General features: G+C 57.2%; 21 protein-coding genes. 20 read left to right on the top strand and 1 reads right to left on the bottom strand.

The window, feature by feature from the left end:
* Nucleotides 1-175 precede the first annotated feature (175 nt).
* The 11 genes from ffh to Q8N04_06185 all read left to right on the top strand — a co-directional run bounded on the left by ffh (nucleotide 176) and on the right by Q8N04_06185 (nucleotide 8898).
* Nucleotides 176-1522 carry a signal recognition particle protein gene (gene ffh / locus Q8N04_06235; protein ID MDP3090258.1) on the top strand — a complete coding sequence of 449 codons (1347 nt, stop codon included), beginning with the start codon at nucleotides 176-178 and terminating at the stop codon, nucleotides 1520-1522.
* 50 nt (nucleotides 1523-1572) lie between these two features.
* Complete coding sequence (gene rpsP, locus Q8N04_06230) at nucleotides 1573-1854, top strand: 30S ribosomal protein S16 (GenBank protein ID MDP3090257.1); 282 nt, start codon at nucleotides 1573-1575, stop codon at nucleotides 1852-1854.
* Between the two features lie 5 nt (nucleotides 1855-1859).
* The gene (gene rimM, locus Q8N04_06225) at nucleotides 1860-2381 is read left to right on the top strand and encodes a ribosome maturation factor RimM (GenBank protein MDP3090256.1); all 522 of its coding nucleotides are present in this window, start codon (nucleotides 1860-1862) and stop codon (nucleotides 2379-2381) included.
* 1 nt (nucleotide 2382) lies between these two features.
* Nucleotides 2383-3150 carry a tRNA (guanosine(37)-N1)-methyltransferase TrmD gene (gene trmD / locus Q8N04_06220; GenBank protein MDP3090255.1) on the top strand — a complete coding sequence of 256 codons (768 nt, stop codon included), beginning with the start codon at nucleotides 2383-2385 and terminating at the stop codon, nucleotides 3148-3150.
* A 21-nt stretch (nucleotides 3151-3171) separates the two neighbouring features.
* Nucleotides 3172-3567, top strand: a complete 396-nt coding sequence (gene rplS / locus Q8N04_06215) for a 50S ribosomal protein L19 (protein MDP3090254.1) — start codon at nucleotides 3172-3174, stop codon at nucleotides 3565-3567.
* A gap of 75 nt (nucleotides 3568-3642) precedes the next feature.
* Nucleotides 3643-4278: a ribonuclease HII gene (locus Q8N04_06210; GenBank protein MDP3090253.1), complete on the top strand. Its 636-nt coding sequence runs from the start codon at nucleotides 3643-3645 to the stop codon at nucleotides 4276-4278.
* 11 nt (nucleotides 4279-4289) lie between these two features.
* Nucleotides 4290-4673 carry a YraN family protein gene (locus tag Q8N04_06205; protein MDP3090252.1) on the top strand — a complete coding sequence of 128 codons (384 nt, stop codon included), beginning with the start codon at nucleotides 4290-4292 and terminating at the stop codon, nucleotides 4671-4673.
* Between the two features lie 31 nt (nucleotides 4674-4704).
* Nucleotides 4705-5385, top strand: coding sequence for a cell division ATP-binding protein FtsE (gene ftsE / locus Q8N04_06200; protein ID MDP3090251.1), 681 nt, complete (start codon nucleotides 4705-4707; stop codon nucleotides 5383-5385).
* Nucleotides 5382-6281 carry a permease-like cell division protein FtsX gene (ftsX, locus tag Q8N04_06195; GenBank protein ID MDP3090250.1) on the top strand — a complete coding sequence of 300 codons (900 nt, stop codon included), beginning with the start codon at nucleotides 5382-5384 and terminating at the stop codon, nucleotides 6279-6281. The genes ftsE and ftsX overlap by 4 nt, the downstream gene beginning before the upstream one ends.
* Nucleotides 6278-7465: a peptidoglycan DD-metalloendopeptidase family protein gene (locus Q8N04_06190; protein ID MDP3090249.1), complete on the top strand. Its 1188-nt coding sequence runs from the start codon at nucleotides 6278-6280 to the stop codon at nucleotides 7463-7465. Before ftsX ends, Q8N04_06190 begins: the two co-directional genes overlap by 4 nt.
* Nucleotides 7466-7536: 71 nt before the next feature.
* Nucleotides 7537-8898 carry a S41 family peptidase gene (locus Q8N04_06185; protein MDP3090248.1) on the top strand — a complete coding sequence of 454 codons (1362 nt, stop codon included), beginning with the start codon at nucleotides 7537-7539 and terminating at the stop codon, nucleotides 8896-8898.
* Here Q8N04_06185 and Q8N04_06180 read toward each other — a convergent pair.
* The gene (locus Q8N04_06180) at nucleotides 8895-9365 is read right to left on the bottom strand and encodes a histidinol-phosphatase (protein ID MDP3090247.1); all 471 of its coding nucleotides are present in this window, start codon (nucleotides 9363-9365) and stop codon (nucleotides 8895-8897) included. The two genes, Q8N04_06185 and Q8N04_06180, sit on opposite strands and share 4 nt — an antisense overlap.
* 111 nt (nucleotides 9366-9476) lie before the next feature.
* On the opposite strand from Q8N04_06180, the gene thiS reads away from it, so the two are divergent.
* From thiS to Q8N04_06135, 9 genes are all read left to right on the top strand, one after another.
* Nucleotides 9477-9725, top strand: coding sequence for a sulfur carrier protein ThiS (gene thiS / locus Q8N04_06175; protein MDP3090246.1), 249 nt, complete (start codon nucleotides 9477-9479; stop codon nucleotides 9723-9725).
* Nucleotides 9709-10485: a thiazole synthase gene (locus tag Q8N04_06170; GenBank protein MDP3090245.1), complete on the top strand. Its 777-nt coding sequence runs from the start codon at nucleotides 9709-9711 to the stop codon at nucleotides 10483-10485. The genes thiS and Q8N04_06170 overlap by 17 nt, the downstream gene beginning before the upstream one ends.
* 95 nt (nucleotides 10486-10580) lie before the next feature.
* Nucleotides 10581-11246, top strand: a complete 666-nt coding sequence (gene thiE / locus Q8N04_06165; GenBank protein ID MDP3090244.1) for a thiamine phosphate synthase — start codon at nucleotides 10581-10583, stop codon at nucleotides 11244-11246.
* A 151-nt stretch (nucleotides 11247-11397) separates the two neighbouring features.
* Entirely contained in the window at nucleotides 11398-13116 is a 1719-nt protein-coding gene (arc, locus tag Q8N04_06160; protein MDP3090243.1) for a proteasome ATPase, read from the top strand.
* A gap of 19 nt (nucleotides 13117-13135) precedes the next feature.
* Nucleotides 13136-14635, top strand: a complete 1500-nt coding sequence (gene dop, locus Q8N04_06155) for a depupylase/deamidase Dop (GenBank protein ID MDP3090242.1) — start codon at nucleotides 13136-13138, stop codon at nucleotides 14633-14635.
* A gap of 27 nt (nucleotides 14636-14662) precedes the next feature.
* On the top strand, nucleotides 14663-15487 hold the full coding sequence (gene prcB, locus Q8N04_06150; GenBank protein MDP3090241.1) for a proteasome subunit beta: 825 nt from the start codon (nucleotides 14663-14665) through the stop codon (nucleotides 15485-15487).
* Nucleotides 15488-15489: 2 nt separating this feature from the next.
* Nucleotides 15490-16176 carry a proteasome subunit alpha gene (prcA, locus tag Q8N04_06145; protein ID MDP3090240.1) on the top strand — a complete coding sequence of 229 codons (687 nt, stop codon included), beginning with the start codon at nucleotides 15490-15492 and terminating at the stop codon, nucleotides 16174-16176.
* A gap of 83 nt (nucleotides 16177-16259) precedes the next feature.
* The gene (gene pafA, locus Q8N04_06140) at nucleotides 16260-17636 is read left to right on the top strand and encodes a Pup--protein ligase (GenBank protein MDP3090239.1); all 1377 of its coding nucleotides are present in this window, start codon (nucleotides 16260-16262) and stop codon (nucleotides 17634-17636) included.
* Nucleotides 17633-18628 (top strand): M23 family metallopeptidase, encoded by a 996-nt coding sequence (locus Q8N04_06135; GenBank protein ID MDP3090238.1) that lies wholly within the window; start codon nucleotides 17633-17635, stop codon nucleotides 18626-18628. The genes pafA and Q8N04_06135 overlap by 4 nt, the downstream gene beginning before the upstream one ends.
* The last annotated feature ends 859 nt before the right edge of the window (nucleotides 18629-19487 follow it).

The following is a 19487-nucleotide window of genomic DNA, read 5'->3' as shown; positions in this document are numbered from 1 at the left end:
TCGACTGAGGGCACCATATCGGATGGTGTCGGGTCTGTCAACAAATCCGATGGCTTCGGATATCTTGACTTCGCCGGACCGGTTTCTATACACTGCCCGATGCTCTTTCTTTAGGTTTTACGAGGCAATCGGAGAACTTGATTGAGACTTCGGTTGCCTTTTTCTTTGGGGCCCCATGCTGGATGCACTGAGCGATAAGTTCGAGAAAATCCTGAAGAAGCTTCGTGGGCAAGGCGTGCTTACGGAGCAGAATATCGGCGAAGCCTTGAAGGAAGTCCGGCTGGCGTTGCTCGAAGCCGATGTGAACTTCAAGATCGTCAAGGATTTCATCGAACGGGTTCGCGTTAAAGCGGTCGGGCAGGAAGTGCTGCAAAGCCTGACGCCTGGTCATCAGGTCGTTAAGGTGGTGTGGGATGAGCTCTGTGACATGATGGGCCGTGAGAAGGCGGGTTTGGCCCTCCATTCTCAACCGCCCACCGTGGTGATGATGGTCGGGTTGCAAGGCGCCGGAAAAACGACGACCTGCGGGAAGCTGGCCCGGCTTTTCAAGGGCCAGGGGAAGCGGGTGCTCTTAGTCGCTGCGGACCCGCGTCGACCTGCGGCTGGCGATCAGCTCAGCAGTCTTGGCCGTGATCTTGGAATTGATGTTCATCGCGTCGACAATGCGCAGGCCACTCAGTCGGACGTCGTGCGGATCTGCCAGGCCGGGGTCGAGCGTGGACGCGAGCAGGGATTTGACCTGGTCGTCCTTGATACCGGCGGTCGTCTGCACATTGATGACGGGTTGATGGGAGAGCTGGTTGCCGTGAAGACGGCGGTGACGCCGCATGAAATCCTGCTGGTGGCCGATGCGATGACGGGTCAGGATGCCGTCACGATGGCCACCCAGTTCGATCAGAAGGTGGGTCTCACCGGGGTGATCCTAACGAAGGTCGAAGGTGATGCTCGTGGTGGAGCGGTCTTATCCATCCGTGCAGTCACCGGTAAGCCGATTAAGTTTCTCGGTATGGGCGAAAAACTGGATGCCCTGGAAGTTTTTCATCCCGATCGGATGGCTTCCCGAATCCTCGGGATGGGCGACGTCCTTTCGCTGATCGAAAAGGCGCAAGCGACGTTTACGCAGGAACAGGCCGAAGAGGCGCAGCAGCGCCTGACCAGTAATAGCTTTACGCTTGAGGATTTTCGCAAGCAGATGGCTCAGATGAACAAGCTGGGCTCGCTGGAGCAGATTCTCGGCATGTTGCCGGGCGGACAGAAGTTGAAGAGTGTGATCGAGGGGGATAAGCCGGAGCGCGAGATGAAGCGGGTCACGGCGATGATCGACTCGATGACGACTCGTGAGCGGCGTGACCATACCATCATCAACGGCAGCCGGAAGAAGCGGATTGCTCGCGGTAGCGGCGCGAGTGTGCAGGACGTGAATCGCCTGATCAAGCAATTCTTGTCGGCGAAGAAATTGGCAAAGGCCATGACGGGGACAGGGGGGCGGCGCCAATTGGCCCAACTCATGCGCTCCATGTAGCGAGATTTATTCATTCACCGTGTTGGACGGTTTTTCAAAGGAGGGCAGTCGTGGCAGTTCATCTCAGATTGGCTCGGACAGGCAGACACAAGCGGCCGATGTATCGGTTGGTAGCGGCGGATTCCCGGAAGGCCCGCGACGGGCGGTTCCTGGAAATTCTCGGCATTTTCGACCCGCTCAAGGAACAGGGTCTTCCGGATGTGAAGCAGGACCGGGTGTTGACCTGGTTGCATCATGGAGCCCAGCCTTCGGTGACCGTGCGGACCTTGTTGCGCCGGTCCGGTCTCTGGAAGCAGTTTGAAGCAGAGAAAGCGGCGAAGAAGAAGGCCTAGGGACCATGGTGGCCGCACTGGTCGAGCTGGTAACAGTAGGACGGATCGAACGATCGTTCGGCGTCAGAGGCGAGGTGAAAGTTCGTTCACTCAGCGACGTGCCCGGTCGATTGGAGTCATTGGGAGCGGTGAGTCTCCTGGCGACTAGTGGCAAGACCTGGGACACGCGGGTGACGCAGGTTCGTCCTGCGGGGCAGGGGTATATCCTTGCGCTTGAAGGATTGACATCTCCCGAGGAGGCCGGGCAATGGCGTGGCGGGTTGATTCAAATCCCGAAAGGGAGTGCGCCCCCGTTGCCGCAGGGACAGTATTATGAATGCGATCTCATAGGTTTGCGCGTGCAGGATGAACAGGGGAACGGTATTGGGACGTTGACCGACATCTGGGAATTAACCGGCAATCATGTGTTTGTGGTGCAGGACGGGAGCAAGGAAACGCTCATCCCCGCAGCGCGAGATTTGGTTGTGGCCGTTGATTTACAGCAGCGGGTGATGACCGTACACATGATCGAAGGGTTGGGAGCGTGACGTGTTGCGCATCGATGTTCTGACATTGTTTCCCGAAATGATTCTGCAGGCGGTGGGGCATAGCATGCTCAAGCGCGCGCAAGAGAAGGGATTGCTGGCCATCCAGGCGCATAATCTTCGTGACTACACGCTGGATCGCCACAAGGTTGCGGACGATGTTCCCTATGGCGGCGGTGCGGGGATGGTCATGAAGGCGGAGCCGATCCTGCGCGCGGTGGATGCGTTGCGTGCCAGTGCCCAATCCACCGGTGAAGAGATTCGTTTGATGTTTCCTTCGCCCCAGGGGCGAGCCTTCACGCAGGACTATGCGAAAGACCTGGCCGCCGAGCCTCGCCGGATCGTCATTCTCTGCGGGCACTATGAAGGAGTTGATGAGCGGGTTCGCGAGGCGCTCCAGCCGGAAGAGGTTTCGGTCGGCGACTATATTTTGACCGGAGGCGAATTGCCGGCCTTGGTTTTGATTGACGCCGCCACTCGATTGGTGCCGGGCGTGCTGGGTGACCCGGAGTCCGTGGTCGAAGAGTCTTTTTCGGATTCACTCCTGGAATACCCGCACTACACCAGGCCTGCCGACGTGCGAGGCATGGGGGTTCCCGAGGTGCTGCTCTCCGGGCATCATGAAGCCATTCGTCTCTGGCGCAGGAAGCAGGCCTTGCGCAGCACCTATGCGCGGCGTCCGGACCTCATCCGGGATCGCAGTTTGAGTCGTGAAGATCAACGGTTACTGAGTGAGATTATTAGCGAGGGCGTTGTCTCGACGCCCGTTTGATGGAAGGAAAGGGAGAGCATCATGAATCGGTTAGAACGTCTTCAGCAGTCATTCACCAAAGCCACGCCGCCTAAGTTTGAAGTGGGCGATACGGTGCGGGTCCATGTGAAAGTCGTGGAGGGTGAAAAGGAACGCATTCAGGTCTACGAGGGAGCGGTGATCGCTCGTAAAGGAACCTTGAATACGGAAACATTTACCGTCCGCAAGGTCTCCTATGGCGTCGGGGTCGAGCGAATTTTCCCGGTGCACTCGCCGATCGTGACCAAGGTGGATGTGGTGCGTCAGGGCCGTGTGCGTCGCGCCAAGCTCTACTATCTCCGGTCCAAGAAGGGCAAGTTCGCCAAGGTTGAAGAACGCGAGTTTGTGGGTGAGGGGAAAGCTGCGGCAGCGGCAAAAGCGGCGGCGGCCAAGGCCTAAGGGCCTGATCGGGTGGCCGTCATTCAGCCGCACCCATACCTCTGAGTCGGTCTCGCAAGTCGGAGGACATGCCGGTTGGGACCTACCGAGGAATTTGAGCAAGAGGCCCGGCGGTGCGGGTATCGCCGCATCGCCGGCGTCGACGAAGCCGGTCGGGGTCCCCTGGCTGGCCCGGTCGTCGCCGCGGCCGTGATTCTTCCCGTTCGTTGTCGCCTGATCGGGGCGGACGACTCCAAGCAACTATCCGTATCAGAGCGCGATCGGCTGTATGCCGAGATTATGGATCGGGCCGTCTCGGTCGGCGTCGGGTCATCGACGGCGGAAGAGATCGACCGGATCAATATCCTCGAAGCGACCAAGCTGGCGATGCGCCGGGCGCTTGCCGAAATCTCGCCCGCTCCTGATTACGTGTTGATCGATGCCGTGTCCCTTGCAGGGATGGCGATGCCCATTCGTCCGATCATCAAGGGCGACGCCCTGTCGTTGTCCATCGCGGCTGCGTCGATTGTGGCCAAAGTCACGCGGGATCGGTTGATGATTCAGTTCCATGAGACCTACCCGCAGTATAATTTCCTGTCCCATAAAGGGTACGGCACGGAGGAACATTTGACTCGTCTGGCTGAGTACGGCCCATCCCCGATCCATCGACGAACCTTTGCGCCTGTGTCGGCGGTGTTGAATGCGCCTGCCTGTGGGGCATTGCAACCATGAGGGCGGAGACGATGCGTGATCCTCGCCACCAATTCGGTCAGGACAGTGAAACAAGCGCCGAGCAGTTTTTACGCCGGAAGGGCTATGCGATTCTGGAACGGAACCTTCGGACCACGATCGGCGAGCTTGATCTGGTTGCCGATGATCACGGTGTGTTGGTGTTTGTTGAAGTCAAAGCACGAACCACCGGAGCGTTCGGCGGTGCGCTCCTGGCGGTAGATCGGCGGAAACAAGCCAAGTTGATCCGGTTGGCAGGACAGTACCTGGCCCAGCGCCATTTGAGCGATCGAGTTTGTCGATTCGATGTCGTCTTAGTGCAGGGGGATGCGGAGTCCTCATTTCAGATCGAGCATATCGAGCATGCGTTTGAGGTATCGGATCAAGCGGGCTGGTAGCAGTATTCTGTAGATAAGTATGATGGATGCGATGATTCAACTGATTCACGTCTCGAAAACATATGATCGCCGCCCGGCGCTCTCCGATCTCACGCTCGATATCGAGAAGGGGGAGTTTGTCTTGTTGATGGGGCCGAGCGGGGCCGGGAAGTCGACCTTGCTGCGCATGTTGATTGCTGCCGAGAATCCTGACGAAGGGCAAATCTTTGTTCAGGGAAAGAATGTCACGAAGTTGAAAAAATCTGAGATTCCCTTTCTTCGCCGAAAGGTCGGGACGGTGTTTCAGGATTTTCGTCTGTTGTCGAAGAAGTCGGTCTTTGAAAATGTCGCCTTGCCGTTGATTGTGCAAGGGGCGTCGTCGGTCGATATTCGTCGAAAGGTGACGGAGGCATTGCGGGCGGTCGGAGTCGACCACAAGAAGGATCAGTTTCCAACCAGCCTGTCCGCCGGTGAGCAACAGCGCGTCTGCATTGCCCGGGCGATTGTGAATGGGCCGATCGTGCTGCTTGCCGATGAGCCGACGGGCAATCTGGATCCCGAGCGGACGGCAGAAATTATTGAGCTGTTTAAGCTCATCAATGCGCGAGGCACGACCGTCATTGTTGCGACCCATGACCCTCAAGTTATGGCGCAGATCAACCGTCGTGTGATTGTCCTTCAGGAAGGCGTCATGGTTCCGGCTCCCGCTCATGCCGTACAGGTGGGCGTATGAGACGATTGTTCTATCTGCTCCGTGAAGCCTGGGCCAATATGCGAGCGAACCGCACAACGACCGTCGTGGCGATTCTGACGACGGCCTTTACGCTGTCCTGTGTCGGGATTTTTCTGCTGCTTTACGTGAATCTGCGGAGCGCCGCAGGCTGGCTCCAAGAAGACATCAAGATCATGGTCTATCTGGATGACCAGCTTACCCGGGAAGCCGTAATTGAGCTGGAAGGTCGATTGAAGGCGGATCGGATGGTGGCGGCCGCGGTATTTATTTCAAAGGAACAGGCATTGGGTGAGTTTCGCGCCCAGTTTCCAGCCGATTCCCATCTGCTGGAAGGATTGGGGCAAAACCCGCTCCCGGCTTCGTTTGTGGTGACGCTGGCTTCGCAATTTCGATCCCCCGATGCGGTGAAGCGGTGGACGGAGCGGGTCCGCACGATAGGGGGGGTGGCGAAGGTCGATTACAGTCAAGAATGGATTGATGCGTTGGCAGGGCTCATTCGGTATATCGAGCTGATCGCCATCGGTGTCGGAGTAATTCTCTCGACCGCCGCAGTGACGATTATCGGCAACACCATCAGGCTGACACTGTTTTCACGGCGGGAGGAAGTGGAGATCTTACGGCTGATCGGCGCCACCCGGTGGTTCATCCGCATTCCGTATCTGCTCGAAGGCGCGGTGCTGGGCGCCTGCGGAAGTGCGTTGTCACTACTGATTCTAAAAGGTGGATTCGAGCTGTTTCGTCAACAGATCAGTTCAACCGGCCGATTGAGCGGCATCGAACACATGATTACCTTTTTCCCTCTCTCCGTCTGTCTGGCGCTGGTTTTGGTCGGGATCGGTCTTGGGTTTGCCGGCAGTTTCGTGTCGCTCCGGCGGTTTGGAGACGGGCGGGCATGAGGGGCGCACACGTACTTACATTGGCCGGTTGCCTGGTCCTGTGTGTCGGTGCGACGAGTTCTGCCAGGGCGGCGGGCGATCCGATTTCTGAAAAAATTGAGCGTGAACGGAAGACGCTGGAACAGCTGAAAGATAAAATCGAGGAGAAACGAAAACGGGCGGACGAAGCGGAGAAAAAGCGGGAGTCCGTGCTCCAGGGGATTCAAACGCTTGATGAACGATTGGTACGGACCCGCCAGGAACATCAGGAGATCAACAAGAAGCTCCAGAAAAAGGATCGTGAGATCGATTCGATCACCGAACAGCTCGGGGCGATACGTGGCAGCATCCAGGAGCGTCGCGAGGCCATTCTGGCTCGGCTCCGTGTGCAATATATGGAGGGGCGGGCCGGCTATGTGAAGACATTGTTGTCGGCGGACTCCTACGGTGATTTTCAACGGCGATTGCAATATCTCTCGGCGGTGTCTCAAAAAGATTTTGAGTTAATGGGGACGTTTCGAGCCGATGTCGGACGGATGGAGCAGGCGGAGCGGCAACGGGCGGAAGCTCGCGCGGGAATGTTGGCGTATAAGGAGGCGACAGAGAAAAAGCTTTCCGACATCCGCTCGCTGCAGAAAGAGAAGAAGGTCTATTTCACCAAGATCACGCAGGAGAAAGAATCGTTCAGCCGGGCGGCCGAAGAGCTTGAACGGTCTGCCTCTCGGGTTGATAGCCTCCTGCATGAATTGGAGACGCGCCGGAAGGCCATGGCAATGCGGCCGCCGACCGCGCCGGCGGTTCCGCGCGGAGCCAAGGGTGCGTTGCCCTGGCCGGCAGATGGGCAGGTCGTGTCGTTCTTCGGCCGGCAAAAACATCCGACGTTCAATACCTATGTGCAACGGAAGGGTATCGAAATCAGGACGGTGGAGGGCAGTTTTATCCATTCCGTCATGCCGGGCACCGTGGTCTATGCCGACTGGTTGAAAGGGTACGGACTGGTTATAATCATGGATCATACGAACGGATTTTTCTCGCTCTATGCCCACGCCTCGAGGATTTTGGCAAAAGTCGGGGAACGTGTCACGGAAGGGCAGGCGATCGGAGAAACCGGAGATACGGGCATGATCGGCGAAAATACATTATACTTTGAACTACGTGAAGGGTCCGATGCCGTGGACCCGATGCTGTGGTTGGCCAAGCGATAGAAAATATGGTCTGGAAACAGACTTGATTGGTGACAGGGTTCGGGCATTTGGACGGAAAGGATAGACGCTTTATGGAACAGCAGCCGCGAGGGAAGTCTTGGGTCATCGGGCCAATGATGGTTGTGGCCATCGTGTGCGGAGTTCTGATCGGCAAGGGCTGGGAGCGAACCGGCCATGCGACGGAAACGTACGAGGAGCTCAAGACCTTTTCGGAGGTGCTCAATCAGGTGCAGCGGCATTACGTCGATGAAACGAAAACGAAGGAATTGGTGCAAGGGGCCATCCGCGGCATGCTGTCGACACTTGACCCCCACTCCGCCTATATGACGCCCGAGATGTACAAAGAGATGCAGGTGGAAACCAAGGGCGAGTTCGGCGGCGTCGGCATTCAGATAGGAGTGAAAGAGAATCGGTTGGCTGTGATCGCACCGATCGAAGGGACACCGGCCCAGCGGGCAGGGATTAAGGCCGGAGACTTCATCGTGAAGGTCAATGATGAGACGACGAAGGATCTTACATTGATGGATGCGGTCCAGAAGATGCGCGGCCCGAAGGGGACCAAGGTCAACCTGACCATTCAGCGCGAGGGGACGCCGGATCCGCTGCAGTTTACGCTGATGCGGGATACCATCAAGATCGAAAGCGTGAAGTCGAAGGTCATCGACAACCTGGGCTATGTTCGGCTGACACAGTTTCAGGAAGCGACTGGACGGGATCTCGCGAAAGCCATCAAGCAATTCCGCGAACAGAAAGTCCAGGGGGCCATTCTGGATCTCCGGAACAATCCCGGCGGATTGCTGACGGCGGCGGTCGATGTGTCCGAGCAGTTTCTCCCCAACGGGAAGCTCGTCGTGTTCACCAAGAATCGTGAAGGTAAGAAGGATGAATGGCTGGCGAAGTCGAAAGATCAAATGGATGAACTTCCGATGATCATTCTCGTGAATGAAGGGTCGGCGAGCGCGTCGGAGATCGTTGCCGGAGCGCTGCAAGACTGGGGGCGTGCGGTGATTGTCGGCACCACCTCGTTCGGGAAGGGATCGGTCCAGACCATCCTTCCGCTCGGCGACGGCTCAGGACTTCGACTCACCACGGCGAAGTACTATACGCCCAAGGGACGATCGATCCAGTCCACAGGTATTACTCCGGATATTGTTGTGAAGCTTCCGACTTCAGCCCCGGCAAAGGACGGGAAGCCCGTCGATCCGTCACCTGACGCCAAGGCTGTGAAGCCGGCTCAGGGGAAAGAGAAGGAGGCGGCGCCGCATTCCAACGGGAAGGCACCGGAGGACGCGGCAACCAAGGGTGGCGCGGCACCTCAAACACCTCCAGTTGATTCGGCCGGTGATCCGGCCCTTGAGCAGGATGCGCAATTGCAGAAAGCGGTGGAGTTGCTGAAGACCTGGAAGATTTTTAAGGAGATGAAAGTCTCCTAACCCGGAGGGGACGCTTTCTGCTGTCGAATGGCCTGGAGCAATTCATCCTCCGATCCGGTAAATCCTGGAACGGTGCGGAGAAGGTGGGATGAGACCAGTTGCTCCAGGTCGTCCAGCGTTCGGATTCCCAGCCTGGCATAGAGATAGCTCACCAGTGAATCGTGGAGGCCCGGCAGCCGCGCCCAGCTCTTTATCTCGGGTGGCAATGGTCTCTTCAATTCTTCATACGTGCGAATCGTCCCGGTTTCCAGAAACTCCCTGATCTTTCCCCCCAAATCTTTCCCGATCCCGTCGATGTCTTCAAGTTCGTGACGCTGTGCCACAAGCGCGACATCCTCCTCCAGTGCCAGAATCGAATCCGCAGCCCGGCGATAGGCTCTGATGCGGTAGGGGTTGGCCCGCTGGGAGGCGAGCAGTGTGGCAATGGATTGAAAGATCTGGGCGACTCGTTCATTTTGCGTAGGCATGTCAGGTCACTCCGGCTATCGACGGATCTGCATTGTGCGGGGGATGCCCCTCTCGAGACAAGGGGGAGGGCTAATTGACAACCAGAATTGTGCTCCCATAGGATGATCGCCATGGCGAACGAGATTCAAATCCATGTGAATGGCGAGCCGCGAGGGTGGCGGGACGGCGACTCCGTTGCCGATCTGCTGAAGGATCTGGCGATTGCGACGGAGCGTGTGGCCGTCGAATTGAATCTTGAAATTCTCGACCGGAAGGATTTTGGACAGCGATGTCTTCGCGAGGGAGATCGGGTCGAGATTCTTGGATTTATCGGCGGCGGATGCGGGACTAAAGGAGAATCGGATGGACGCAAACGATAGGTTGACGATTGCCGGTCATGAATTTCGCTCACGACTGTGGGTGGGGACGGGAAAGTATAAAGATTTCGCCGAGACGAAAAAGGCGATCGAGGCATCCGGGGCCGATGTGGTGACGGTGGCGGTCCGGCGCGTGAATATCACCGACCGGTCGAAAGAGAATCTCCTCGACTACATCGATCCGAAGAAGTACACGATTCTTCCGAACACGGCCGGTTGTTACACGGTCGAGGACGCGGTGCGATACGCACGGCTCGCGCGGGCAGCCGGCATCTCCGATCTCGTGAAGTTGGAAGTACTCGGCGATGAGCGAACGCTGTTCCCGGATACCGCGGGGCTCATTGAAGCCGCCAAGATTCTCATCAAGGAAGGGTTCATCGTGTTGCCCTACACGAACGATGATCCCATTGTCGCGAAGAAGCTGGTCGACATCGGTTGTCCGGCAGTGATGCCTCTGGCGGCGCCCATCGGGTCCGGTCTGGGGATCCGCAATCCGTACAATCTCAAGATCATCATGGAAACGGTGAAGGTCCCCATCATTGTCGATGCGGGAGTGGGGACGGCCTCTGATGCCGCGCTGGCCATGGAGTACGGTGCCGATGCGGTGTTAATGAACACGGCGATCGCAGGGGCGCAGCATCCGATCGCCATGGCGGAAGCCATGAAATATGCGGTCTATGCCGGTCGGTTGGCCTACAAGGCGGGGCGTATTCCAAGAAAGTTGTACGCGACCGCGAGTAGTCCTATCGAGGGCATGCTCTAAGTACGTGTGTCGAGGAGCGATGGCGGAACGGTTTCTCGATAGTTGCGTCCGCCGTCGCGTCAATTTGTCCGTTCAGGTGTTCTGCCGCTTGCCCCATGCTGCCTGTTAATTTCCGTCTACTCTTGGTCACGGATCGGTCGCTGGTTCACGGACGCTCGTTTGAGAGCGCCCTCCGGGAGGCGGTGGATGCCGGTGTGCCGGCAATCCAGTTGCGTGAGCGTGATCTTCCGACCCGAGAACTCCTGTCATTGACGCAGCAGATTCGCGCGATGACGCGAGATCGTGCCGTTCCGTTGATCATCAATGATCGTATTGATATGGCGGTGGCATTGGATCTCGACGGGGTCCACCTTCGCGCCAGCAGTCTGCCGATTTCGGTCGCGCGCCGAGTCGTGGGCCGGCATCGGCTCATCGGCGTGTCGGTGCATTCAGTCACAGAAGTGCGACAGGCCGGCGGTGACGGCGCCGACTACGTGCTCCTCGGCCCGATTTTTGAGACCCCATCGAAGCGGGAATTCGGCGCGCCCTTGGGATTAGCCGTGCTGGCTGACGCCTGCCGCCAATCATCTGTGCCGGTATTTGCCATCGGTGGCATTACGCGAGAACGAATCGAATCAGTGAGGGGCGCGGGGGCGTTCGGCGTGGCGATGATCGGTGGAATTCTCGGCCAAGCGAATGTCGGGAGAGCAACCATCGATATGCAGGCGGCTGTTCGTGCCGCGTGGCCGTCTCATTTGCCCGATGGCTCGCAGGCACGTTGACCTCGTGCAGTTGACCACCCCCAGGTCGGGTGTTAGAATCCGTTCACTGGCTTGAAGATGCGATGGCGCGCGGTGTCCTAGCGTTACGGCGAGTAGGCACATGGCAGAGAAGAAGAGCGGTTCGAGCCGAATCCGGTCCCTCCGAGATTCCGTGAAGCAAATCACGAAGCGGTTGTCAGAGGGGAAAGCGGACGTGATTTCAAAAAACGACGACCAGGCCCGCGAAGTCGACAAGCTTCGCGTTCAAATTCAGTCGATGGAAGAAGAAATCCGTCGGCTGTATCAATCTCGTTACCAACTCGACCACGCCACCAAACAGAACGACAAGCTTGTCGCCACGCTGCAGGAAGCTAAGACTCAGATCGAAGCGCTCCGCGCAGAGATCGAGAAGCTGACTGCGCCGCCCTCTTCCTACGCGATCTATTCCTCCATGAACGCCGATGGCACCGCGAATGTGTTTGTGTCCGGCCGCAAAATGAAGGTCAGTCTGCTTCCCGCGATCAACGGCAAGGAGCTGCGACGCGGGCAGGAAGTGGTGTTGAACGAAGCGTTGAACGTCATTGAGGCGAAGGGCTTCGACGTGCAAGGCGAGGTCGTGCGGTTAAAAGATGTTTTAGAGGGAGGCCGCGCGCTCGTCACCCTGCACTTTGATGAGGAAAAAGTCGCGGAACTCGCTGATCCCCTGTTGGCCGAGCGGCTCAGCGTTGGCGATCATCTGCTGTACGATGCTCGCTCCGGGTATGTCATCGAAAAACTGCCAAAGTCTGAAGCCGAAGATTTGGTGCTCGAAGAAGTGCCGGACGTCGACTACGAGCATATCGGGGGGCTTCAGAAGGAGTTGGAACATGTCCGCGATGCCGTGGAATTGCCGTTCCTCCATGCCGAGCTGTTTGCGGATTTTAAGCTAAGCGCTCCCAAAGGCGTGTTGCTCTATGGTCCTCCCGGGTGCGGAAAGACCTTGATTGCCAAGGCGGTGGCCAACTCAATCGCCAAGAAATTGGGTCATCTCACGGGAAAGCAAATCCGGAGCTACTTTCTGCACGTGAAGGGCCCGGAGTTGCTCAATAAATATGTCGGTGAGTCGGAACGGCAGGTGCGTGAAGTATTCAAGAAGGCGAAGGAACAAGCGGCGGAGGGCAATCCGGTCATTGTGTTCTTCGATGAAATGGACGCCCTTTTCAGGACGCGCGGCACGGGGATTTCTTCCGATATCGAGTCGACCATTGTGCCGCAGTTTCTCTCAGAGATTGATGGAATGGAACGTTTGCGGAACGTCATCGTGATCGGGGCCAGCAATCGACAGGATCTCATCGATCCGGCGGTGTTGCGGGCGGGGCGGCTGGATGTCAAAGTCAAAGTCGGCCGTCCGGATGCCACGGCGGCCCGGGATATCTTTTCAAAGTATGTCTCCACCGAATTGCCTTTTGCGCCGGAGGAGTTGGCGCAACATGGCGGCGATCGGAAAGCGCTGGTTGAAAAACTGACGACGCTCACCGTTGATGCGATGTACGCGGCGTCCGAGGAGAATAAGTTCATCGAAGTCACGTACGCCAACGGCGAGAAGGAAGTCCTCTACTTCAAGGATTTCGCCAGCGGTGCGCTGATTGAGGGGATTGTCTCCCGCGCCAAGAAATATGCGGTGAAGCGGGCTATTGCGAAAGAAGGGGTTGGGCTTCGTTCGGAGGATCTGATCCGGGCCATTCGTGAAGAGTTCAAGGAGCATGAGGACCTGCCGAACACCACCAATCCGGACGACTGGGCCAAAGTGGCCGGCAAGAAGGGCGAAAAAATCGTGCATCTGCGGACGATCAGCGGCGGGCCGGCGGAGTCTCGCCAGATCGAAACCGTGACCACGGGCCATTATCTCTAGTCGTCTCATCATCCTATCTATGCAAGACCAGCCGTCGACGAACTTCTCCCGCGTGATCGGCACAGAAACCGAGTTCGGTATTGCAGCCAAGGAGGCGGCATTATCGGATCCTGTGGCCGCATCGATCGCCGTGATCGGCCACTACCCGGGCTTGCCGGCTCCCAATGCCATTTGGGACTATGAAAACGAAAATCCCCTTTTGGATGCGCGCGGTTTCGAGGTGGAGGGAGAGCGAGAGCGCCCTAACCCTGAGTACAATCGCCAGCTCAATAAGGTTTTGGCGAACGGCGGCCGGCTCTATGTCGATGGGGCGCACCCTGAATATTCCATTCCGGAATGCTCGAACCCCAGGGAAGTGGTGGCTTTTGAACGCATCGGGGAACGGATTCTCGCCAGGAGTCTGACTGAGTTGACCCGCGCGCGCGGCTGCGAGCAATGCGTTGTCTACAAGAATAATTCTGACGGCAAAGGAAATAGCTACGGATATCACGAGAACTATCTCGTTGCTCGATCCGTTCCGTTCGATGACATACTCCGCGTGCTGGCGCCGTTTTTTGTCACGCGTTTGATCGTGGCCGGAGCCGGGAAGGTCGGCGCCGAGAATCAGACGAGCCCCGCCGAGTACCAGATTTCCCAACGCGCCGATTTTTTTGAATGCCTGGCCGACCTCAATACGATGGTCAAGCGGCCCATTATCAATACGCGGGATGAACCGCATGCCGAGTACAGCAAGTATCGGCGACTGCACGTGATTGTGGGCGACGCCAACATGGCCGAGCTCTCCACCTATCTGAAGGTGGGAACATTGAGCATGGTGTTGGAACTGTTGGAAGCGGGTGCGGATCTCCCGCAGATCGAGTTGGACGAACCGGTTCGAGCGATCAAGCAAGTCTCGCGCGATTTGGATATGAAGCAGTCGTTGAAACTCTCAAGCGGACGGCCGACGACCGCGTTGGCCATTCAACGAGCCTATTGGAGTGCCGCAAAGGCCTTTTACGCGAGTCATCCAACCACGGAGATCATGCAGGACGTCTTGGCTCGCTGGGAGCATGTCTTGGATGGCTTGGAGAAAGATCCACGGTTGTTGGTGGACGAGCTGGATTGGGTGGCCAAGCGTCATATGATCGAGTCGTACTTAGACCGGAAGGGGTGTGGGTGGACGGATCCGCGAGTCAAGCTCATGGATTTGCAGTATCATGATGTGCGGCCTGAGAGAGGGCTCTTCTATACTCTCGAGCGGGGGAATCGGATGAAGCGCGTCGTCAGTGAAGCTGAAATCGTGCGTGCGGAAACCATGCCGCCTCCAGGGACACGCGCCTATTTCCGCGGGCGTTGCGCGGCCAAGTTTGCCGCCTCACTGTATGGGGTCAGCTGGACCTCGGTGCTATTCGACTTCGGGAACCCCACCATTACCAGGATTCCGCTGATGGATCCAGGCCGAGGCACCGAAGCCATGACGGGTGCGCTGCTAGAGAGTTGCGCGACGGCCGAAGCCCTATTAGCCAAGTTGAAAGCCTAACCCAAGGAGCCGCGTTACGCGTCAATCATGAATCTTCCTTTTTTGCCGAATTACGATGAGCCGAGTTTCTTCGATTTCATTTCGAAGCAACACCCTGGATTGACGCTGGGAGGCAATGGTGGTGGTGGCTTTCCCGGAACTCAGGATTCATCCCGAGGGGGAGGGGCCTTGACGGTTCCGCAGGCTACGACGGTGCTGGCCATCAAATATCAGCAGGGTGTGGTGATTGCCGGGGATCGCCGGGCAACCGAGGGATTTCAAATCGCCGACCGTCGAATCGAGAAGGTGTTCAAGATCGATGAGCATTCGGCCATGGCCATTGCCGGTGCGGCCGGGCCCTGCATTGAGATGGCGAAACTGTTTCAGACCGAATTGGAGCATTACGAAAAGCTGGAGGGAATGTCGCTGTCGTGCGAAGGGAAGGCCAATAAGCTCGGGCAGATGGTGAAGGCGAATTTGCCTATGGTGTTTCAAGGACTCGTCGTGATGCCGCTGTACGTGGGGTATGATCTCAAGCGAGGCGAGGGGCGTATTTTCAAGTACGACATCACGGGCGGGCGGTATGAAGAGTCCGACTATCATGCGATCGGATCAGGCGGCAAGGACGCGCGAAATACCATGCGCGAACATTTTCAGCGCCAACTTCCGGAGGCCGAGGCGCTCAGGCTTGCCCTGATGTCGCTCTACAATGCCGCCGATGACGATGTGGGAACCGGAGGCCCTGACCTGGTGCGGGGGATTTATCCCACCGCCAAGCTGGTGAACGCGCAGGGGATCACGGATGTGTCGAACGACAGCATTCGCGCAGTCTATGACGTGCTGATGGCCGCCCGTCGCTCGAAGGAGACATAACGATGCCGATGCCGTACTACGTGTCTCCCGAGCAGATGATGCAGGACAAGGCGGAGTATGCCAAGAAAGGCATCGCGAAGGGCCGCTCAAGTATCGCCATGGAATATGCGGACGGAGTGTTGTTCACCGCGGATAACCCCAGTGCGTCGCTCCATAAAATCTCCGAGGTGTATGACTGTATCGCGTTTGCCGGGGCCGGGAAGTACAGCGAGTTTGAGAATCTCCGAAAGGCCGGCATTCGTCATGCGGACCTGAAGGGGTTCATGTACAGCCGGGAGGATGTCACGGCGCGCTCGCTGGCCAACGGCTATTCGCAAAGCCTTGGCACCATCTTCAGCCAGGAAATGAAGCCGCTTGAGGTGGAGATTCTCGTGGTCCAGGTAGGGTTGAACAGCCAGGTGAATGAAATTTACCGCATTTCCTTCGACGGCAGCATCATCGATGAGAAGGCCGTTGCCGTCATCGGTGGACGATCGGAGGCGGTGTTGGCGGCGATGAAGGACAAGGTGACCGGTCCTTCTCCGGCTCTCAAAGCCGCGCTCGGCTTCTGCGTCTCTGCGCTGGAGCAGACGGCCAATCAGAAGCTCAACCCAGAGGGATTGGAAGTCGCCGTGCTCGAACGGGCGCGCACCGGCCGCAAATTTAGGCGGCTCACGCCGGGTGAAGTGCAGCAACTCCTGACAGTCTGAAGCGTTCGTGCTGGATGTGGAAGTTGAAGATCCCTCATTGGCCGTGTATTGTGTTGTAATCCTCCATGATATCCCCCGGTTCTATGAAGCAGCGGATCTTCGGCCTGGAAAACGAGTACGGCCTGATCTTCTCGCCGAACGGACGGATCTATCTGCCGATGGAGAAAGTCCTCGGCTACATTTTTGAAGGTCTGATTCCCAACAGCTGGCCCTCCAACGCATTCCTCGTCAATGGCGCCCGGTTCTACCAGGACACCGGTTGTCACCCCGAATACTCCACGCCCGAGTGCGACAATATTCTCGATCTCGTCATTCACGATAAAGCCGGGGAGCGGTTGCTGGAAGCCTGTCTTCCCGCGGCAGAAGAACGATTGCGTGAAGAAGGACTGTCCGGCGAGATCTACATCTTTAAGAACAACACGGATTCCCTCGGGAATACGTACGGGTGTCATGAAAATTTTCTGATGCGGCGCGACGTGGACTTCTGGAAGGTCACGGAGCAACTGATTCCCTTCTTCGTGACCCGACAGATTTATGGTGGAGCGGGAAAGGTGCTGAAGGTGTCCGGTAAGCCCCAATACTTCATCTCTCAGCGCGCCCAGCACATTCACGAGAAAACGTCCTCTTCCACCACTTCGTCCCGCAGCATCATCAATACCCGGGATGAACCGCATGCCGATGCGGAGCGCTACCGTCGGCTGCATATTATCGTCGGGGACTCCAACATGTCGGAGTTTGTCACCTATGTGAAGGTGGGGACGGCGGCATTGGTGCTGTCGATGATCGAAGACGGATACGCCGTGCAGGGGATGGAATTGGAAGATCCGGTCAAAGCAATCCGGGAGATTTCACGAGACCCGACCTTGAAGAAGAAGGTGAAGCTGGACGATGGACGCCAAATGACCGCCATCGAAATACAGCGAGTCTATCTTGAGCGCGCGGAGCAGTATTTGGCGCAGCGCGAGCATGATCCCGTCCACGACGATGTGTTTCACAAATGGGCGACGTTGCTGGATCGGTTGGAAGATGATCCGATGCAACTGGTCCATCAGGTGGACTGGGTGACCAAGAAACACCTCATTCAGTCGTATGTCGATAAAAAAGGCTGCGGGTGGGACGATCCCCGCGTGTATCTGCTGGATTTACAATTCCATGATGTGAAACGAACGCGGGGATTATATTATCTGATGGAGTCCAAGGGGCTCATCGAGCGGGTCGTGGAGGAAGAGGCGGTGCAACGGGCGATGTCGACGCCGCCGCAAACCACGCGAGCCAAGGTGCGGGGCGACTTTATTCGATTTGCCAGGGCCAAGAACCGGTCGTATACCGTGGACTGGACCTATCTCAAATTAAACGGGTATTGGGAAGAGACGATTCTCTGCATGGATCCGTTTAGCGCCACGAATCGTCGGGTCGAAGAACTAGTCTCACAAGTGTCAGGAACGAGGTTTTCTCGATGAATACCATGATCCAAGCCGTCCAGCAGCGCGCCTCGCAATTCGATCGCATGATTCTCACGGCGATTGTCCTCGTTGCGAGCATTTTCCCCATTGAACTGGTTCCAGGGTCAATGCCCGCACCCAAGGGGGCGGATGGACAATACAGCGGGAAGCAAGGACAGATCGTGCTGGTTAAAGTGCCCGGCGACGATCCTCAGGCTGATGTCCGGGGAACGTTCATGGGTCGGACGATGCCGCTCTTTCCAGACCCGCGAAGCGGCGAAGCTCCCGGTTATGTTGGATTGCTGGGCCTCGACATGCAGGACGAGCCCGGGACACATGAATTGGCAGTGGACATCAAGAGCGGCGATCAGACGAAGCATGTCAGCATGAACGTGCTGGTGGTCAAAGAAAAGTTTCGCGTTGAGCACTTGAAGTTACCGAAGGAGAAAGTGGATCTGGACGAGAAGGCGTTGGCCCGGTGGAAAGCCGAGCAGGAGCAGGTGAAAGCAGCGTTGGCTGAGGATTCACGATTGAAGCTCTGGCAGGGAGGTTTTCTAGAACCGGTCGGCGGCACACGCACGGGAATTTTCGGCAGCGTGAGAATCATGAACGGCCAGGCCAGGAATCCCCACAATGGGGAAGACATCGGCGCACCCATGGGGACGGACGTACTTGCGACGAACGATGGGGTAGTGCGGTTGACCGTCGATCACATCTTCTCAGGCAAAGGCGTGTATGTGGATCATGGGTTGGGGTTCTACTCCATGTACTTCCATCTCTCGGAGGTGTCGGTCAAAGAGGGAGATCAGGTGAAGGCCGGGCACGTTGTAGGCAAAGTCGGCGCGACCGGTCGGGCGACCGGTCCGCATCTTCACTGGGGCGTCAAGCTTAACGGCGCTCGGGTCAATCCCTATGCGCTGCTGGATCTGCCGTTCAAAGGCATGGTGCAATCGGCAACTCCGGCACCGGTGACTGAGCCGACATCTGGCGTAGGTTCGCCGGCGCAGTAATCGCGAGTTCTAAGCGTTTTTGTGCTGAGGTTGATAGGGATTCGCTAGTCCACCGAGATTCTCAACCTATCCTTTGTGATATCAGGCGCTCGGCACAGGGGTTTTCCAGCCTTTCCTCCCATCGCTGAATACATCCAGGGCTGATCGGCTTGCGGGTTGTCGTGAAGAAAGACCCCAGACTTTGTCCTGCGCGACGCAGGGATGAAACAGCAAACGAGCATGGATGGAGCATAGACCCGCAGCTCCTGAAAACGTAGAATGTCCCCGCCTCTAAGCTCCAGTTAGAAAGAAAGAGCTTGAGATGACTACTCCGCATACATGGGGGCGCGAATGCCTACGTTGAAGACCAAGACAGTTCAAACGCTGGAGGCGTATATTTCTGTTGTGGAGGAGTTGCGGGTCAATCGCAAAGGTCCTCTCTGGTACCGAGGGTGCGGAAAACTGGCACATAAACTAAAGCCCTCACTTTACAGGCACAACGGATCAAAGACCATTGAAGATTTCATCCGCCTAGAGAAACTACTGCTTGCAAGATTTCAGCAACGAAGCGTCCCCTTTCACTCGCGTTCCTTGACCGACCCATGGGAATGGTTGTTTCTCATGCAGCACTATGGAGTGCCGACGAGGCTTCTTGACTGGTCAGAGAGTCCACTTATGGCGCTGTTTTTTGCTGTCACTTCAGCGCGACACTCACTGGGCTCGCGCGGACGACCCGTATTTACTCAGCGGTCAGTAATATAGACAACACATGCTGATTGTGGCATACTCCGTTCCGCTATGACGCGAGACGGACGAACACTGGACCACAGCACCTTGGAGACCATCAGAAAGATGGCCGTTGAGCGCGTGCGCGAGGGCG

Origin of the sequence: Nitrospira sp., assembly GCA_030692565.1 — a bacterium.
GTDB lineage: Bacteria > Nitrospirota > Nitrospiria > Nitrospirales > Nitrospiraceae > Nitrospira_D.
The sequence above is the reverse complement of the archived record's forward strand: the minus strand, read 5'-3'. Positions and strand labels throughout refer to the sequence as shown.

What these genes read in the sequence shown, in the direction of transcription:
- rimM (MDP3090256.1), top strand. Translation starts at nt 1,860, where the DNA reads ATGGTGGCCGCACTGGTCGAGCTGGTAACAGTAGGACGGATCGAACGA.
- Q8N04_06180 (MDP3090247.1), bottom strand. Translation starts at nt 9,365, where the DNA reads ATGCCTACGCAAAATGAACGAGTCGCCCAGATCTTTCAATCCATTGCC.
- thiE (MDP3090244.1), top strand. Translation starts at nt 10,581, where the DNA reads ATGCTGCCTGTTAATTTCCGTCTACTCTTGGTCACGGATCGGTCGCTG.
- rplS (MDP3090254.1), top strand. Translation starts at nt 3,172, where the DNA reads ATGAATCGGTTAGAACGTCTTCAGCAGTCATTCACCAAAGCCACGCCG.
- Q8N04_06170 (MDP3090245.1), top strand. Translation starts at nt 9,709, where the DNA reads ATGGACGCAAACGATAGGTTGACGATTGCCGGTCATGAATTTCGCTCA.
- ftsX (MDP3090250.1), top strand. Translation starts at nt 5,382, where the DNA reads ATGAGACGATTGTTCTATCTGCTCCGTGAAGCCTGGGCCAATATGCGA.
- Q8N04_06205 (MDP3090252.1), top strand. Translation starts at nt 4,290, where the DNA reads ATGCGTGATCCTCGCCACCAATTCGGTCAGGACAGTGAAACAAGCGCC.
- Q8N04_06185 (MDP3090248.1), top strand. Translation starts at nt 7,537, where the DNA reads ATGGAACAGCAGCCGCGAGGGAAGTCTTGGGTCATCGGGCCAATGATG.
- ftsE (MDP3090251.1), top strand. Translation starts at nt 4,705, where the DNA reads ATGATTCAACTGATTCACGTCTCGAAAACATATGATCGCCGCCCGGCG.
- prcB (MDP3090241.1), top strand. Translation starts at nt 14,663, where the DNA reads ATGAATCTTCCTTTTTTGCCGAATTACGATGAGCCGAGTTTCTTCGAT.
- prcA (MDP3090240.1), top strand. Translation starts at nt 15,490, where the DNA reads ATGCCGATGCCGTACTACGTGTCTCCCGAGCAGATGATGCAGGACAAG.
- ffh (MDP3090258.1), top strand. Translation starts at nt 176, where the DNA reads ATGCTGGATGCACTGAGCGATAAGTTCGAGAAAATCCTGAAGAAGCTT.
- Q8N04_06190 (MDP3090249.1), top strand. Translation starts at nt 6,278, where the DNA reads ATGAGGGGCGCACACGTACTTACATTGGCCGGTTGCCTGGTCCTGTGT.
- dop (MDP3090242.1), top strand. Translation starts at nt 13,136, where the DNA reads ATGCAAGACCAGCCGTCGACGAACTTCTCCCGCGTGATCGGCACAGAA.
- Q8N04_06135 (MDP3090238.1), top strand. Translation starts at nt 17,633, where the DNA reads ATGAATACCATGATCCAAGCCGTCCAGCAGCGCGCCTCGCAATTCGAT.
- pafA (MDP3090239.1), top strand. Translation starts at nt 16,260, where the DNA reads ATGAAGCAGCGGATCTTCGGCCTGGAAAACGAGTACGGCCTGATCTTC.
- thiS (MDP3090246.1), top strand. Translation starts at nt 9,477, where the DNA reads ATGGCGAACGAGATTCAAATCCATGTGAATGGCGAGCCGCGAGGGTGG.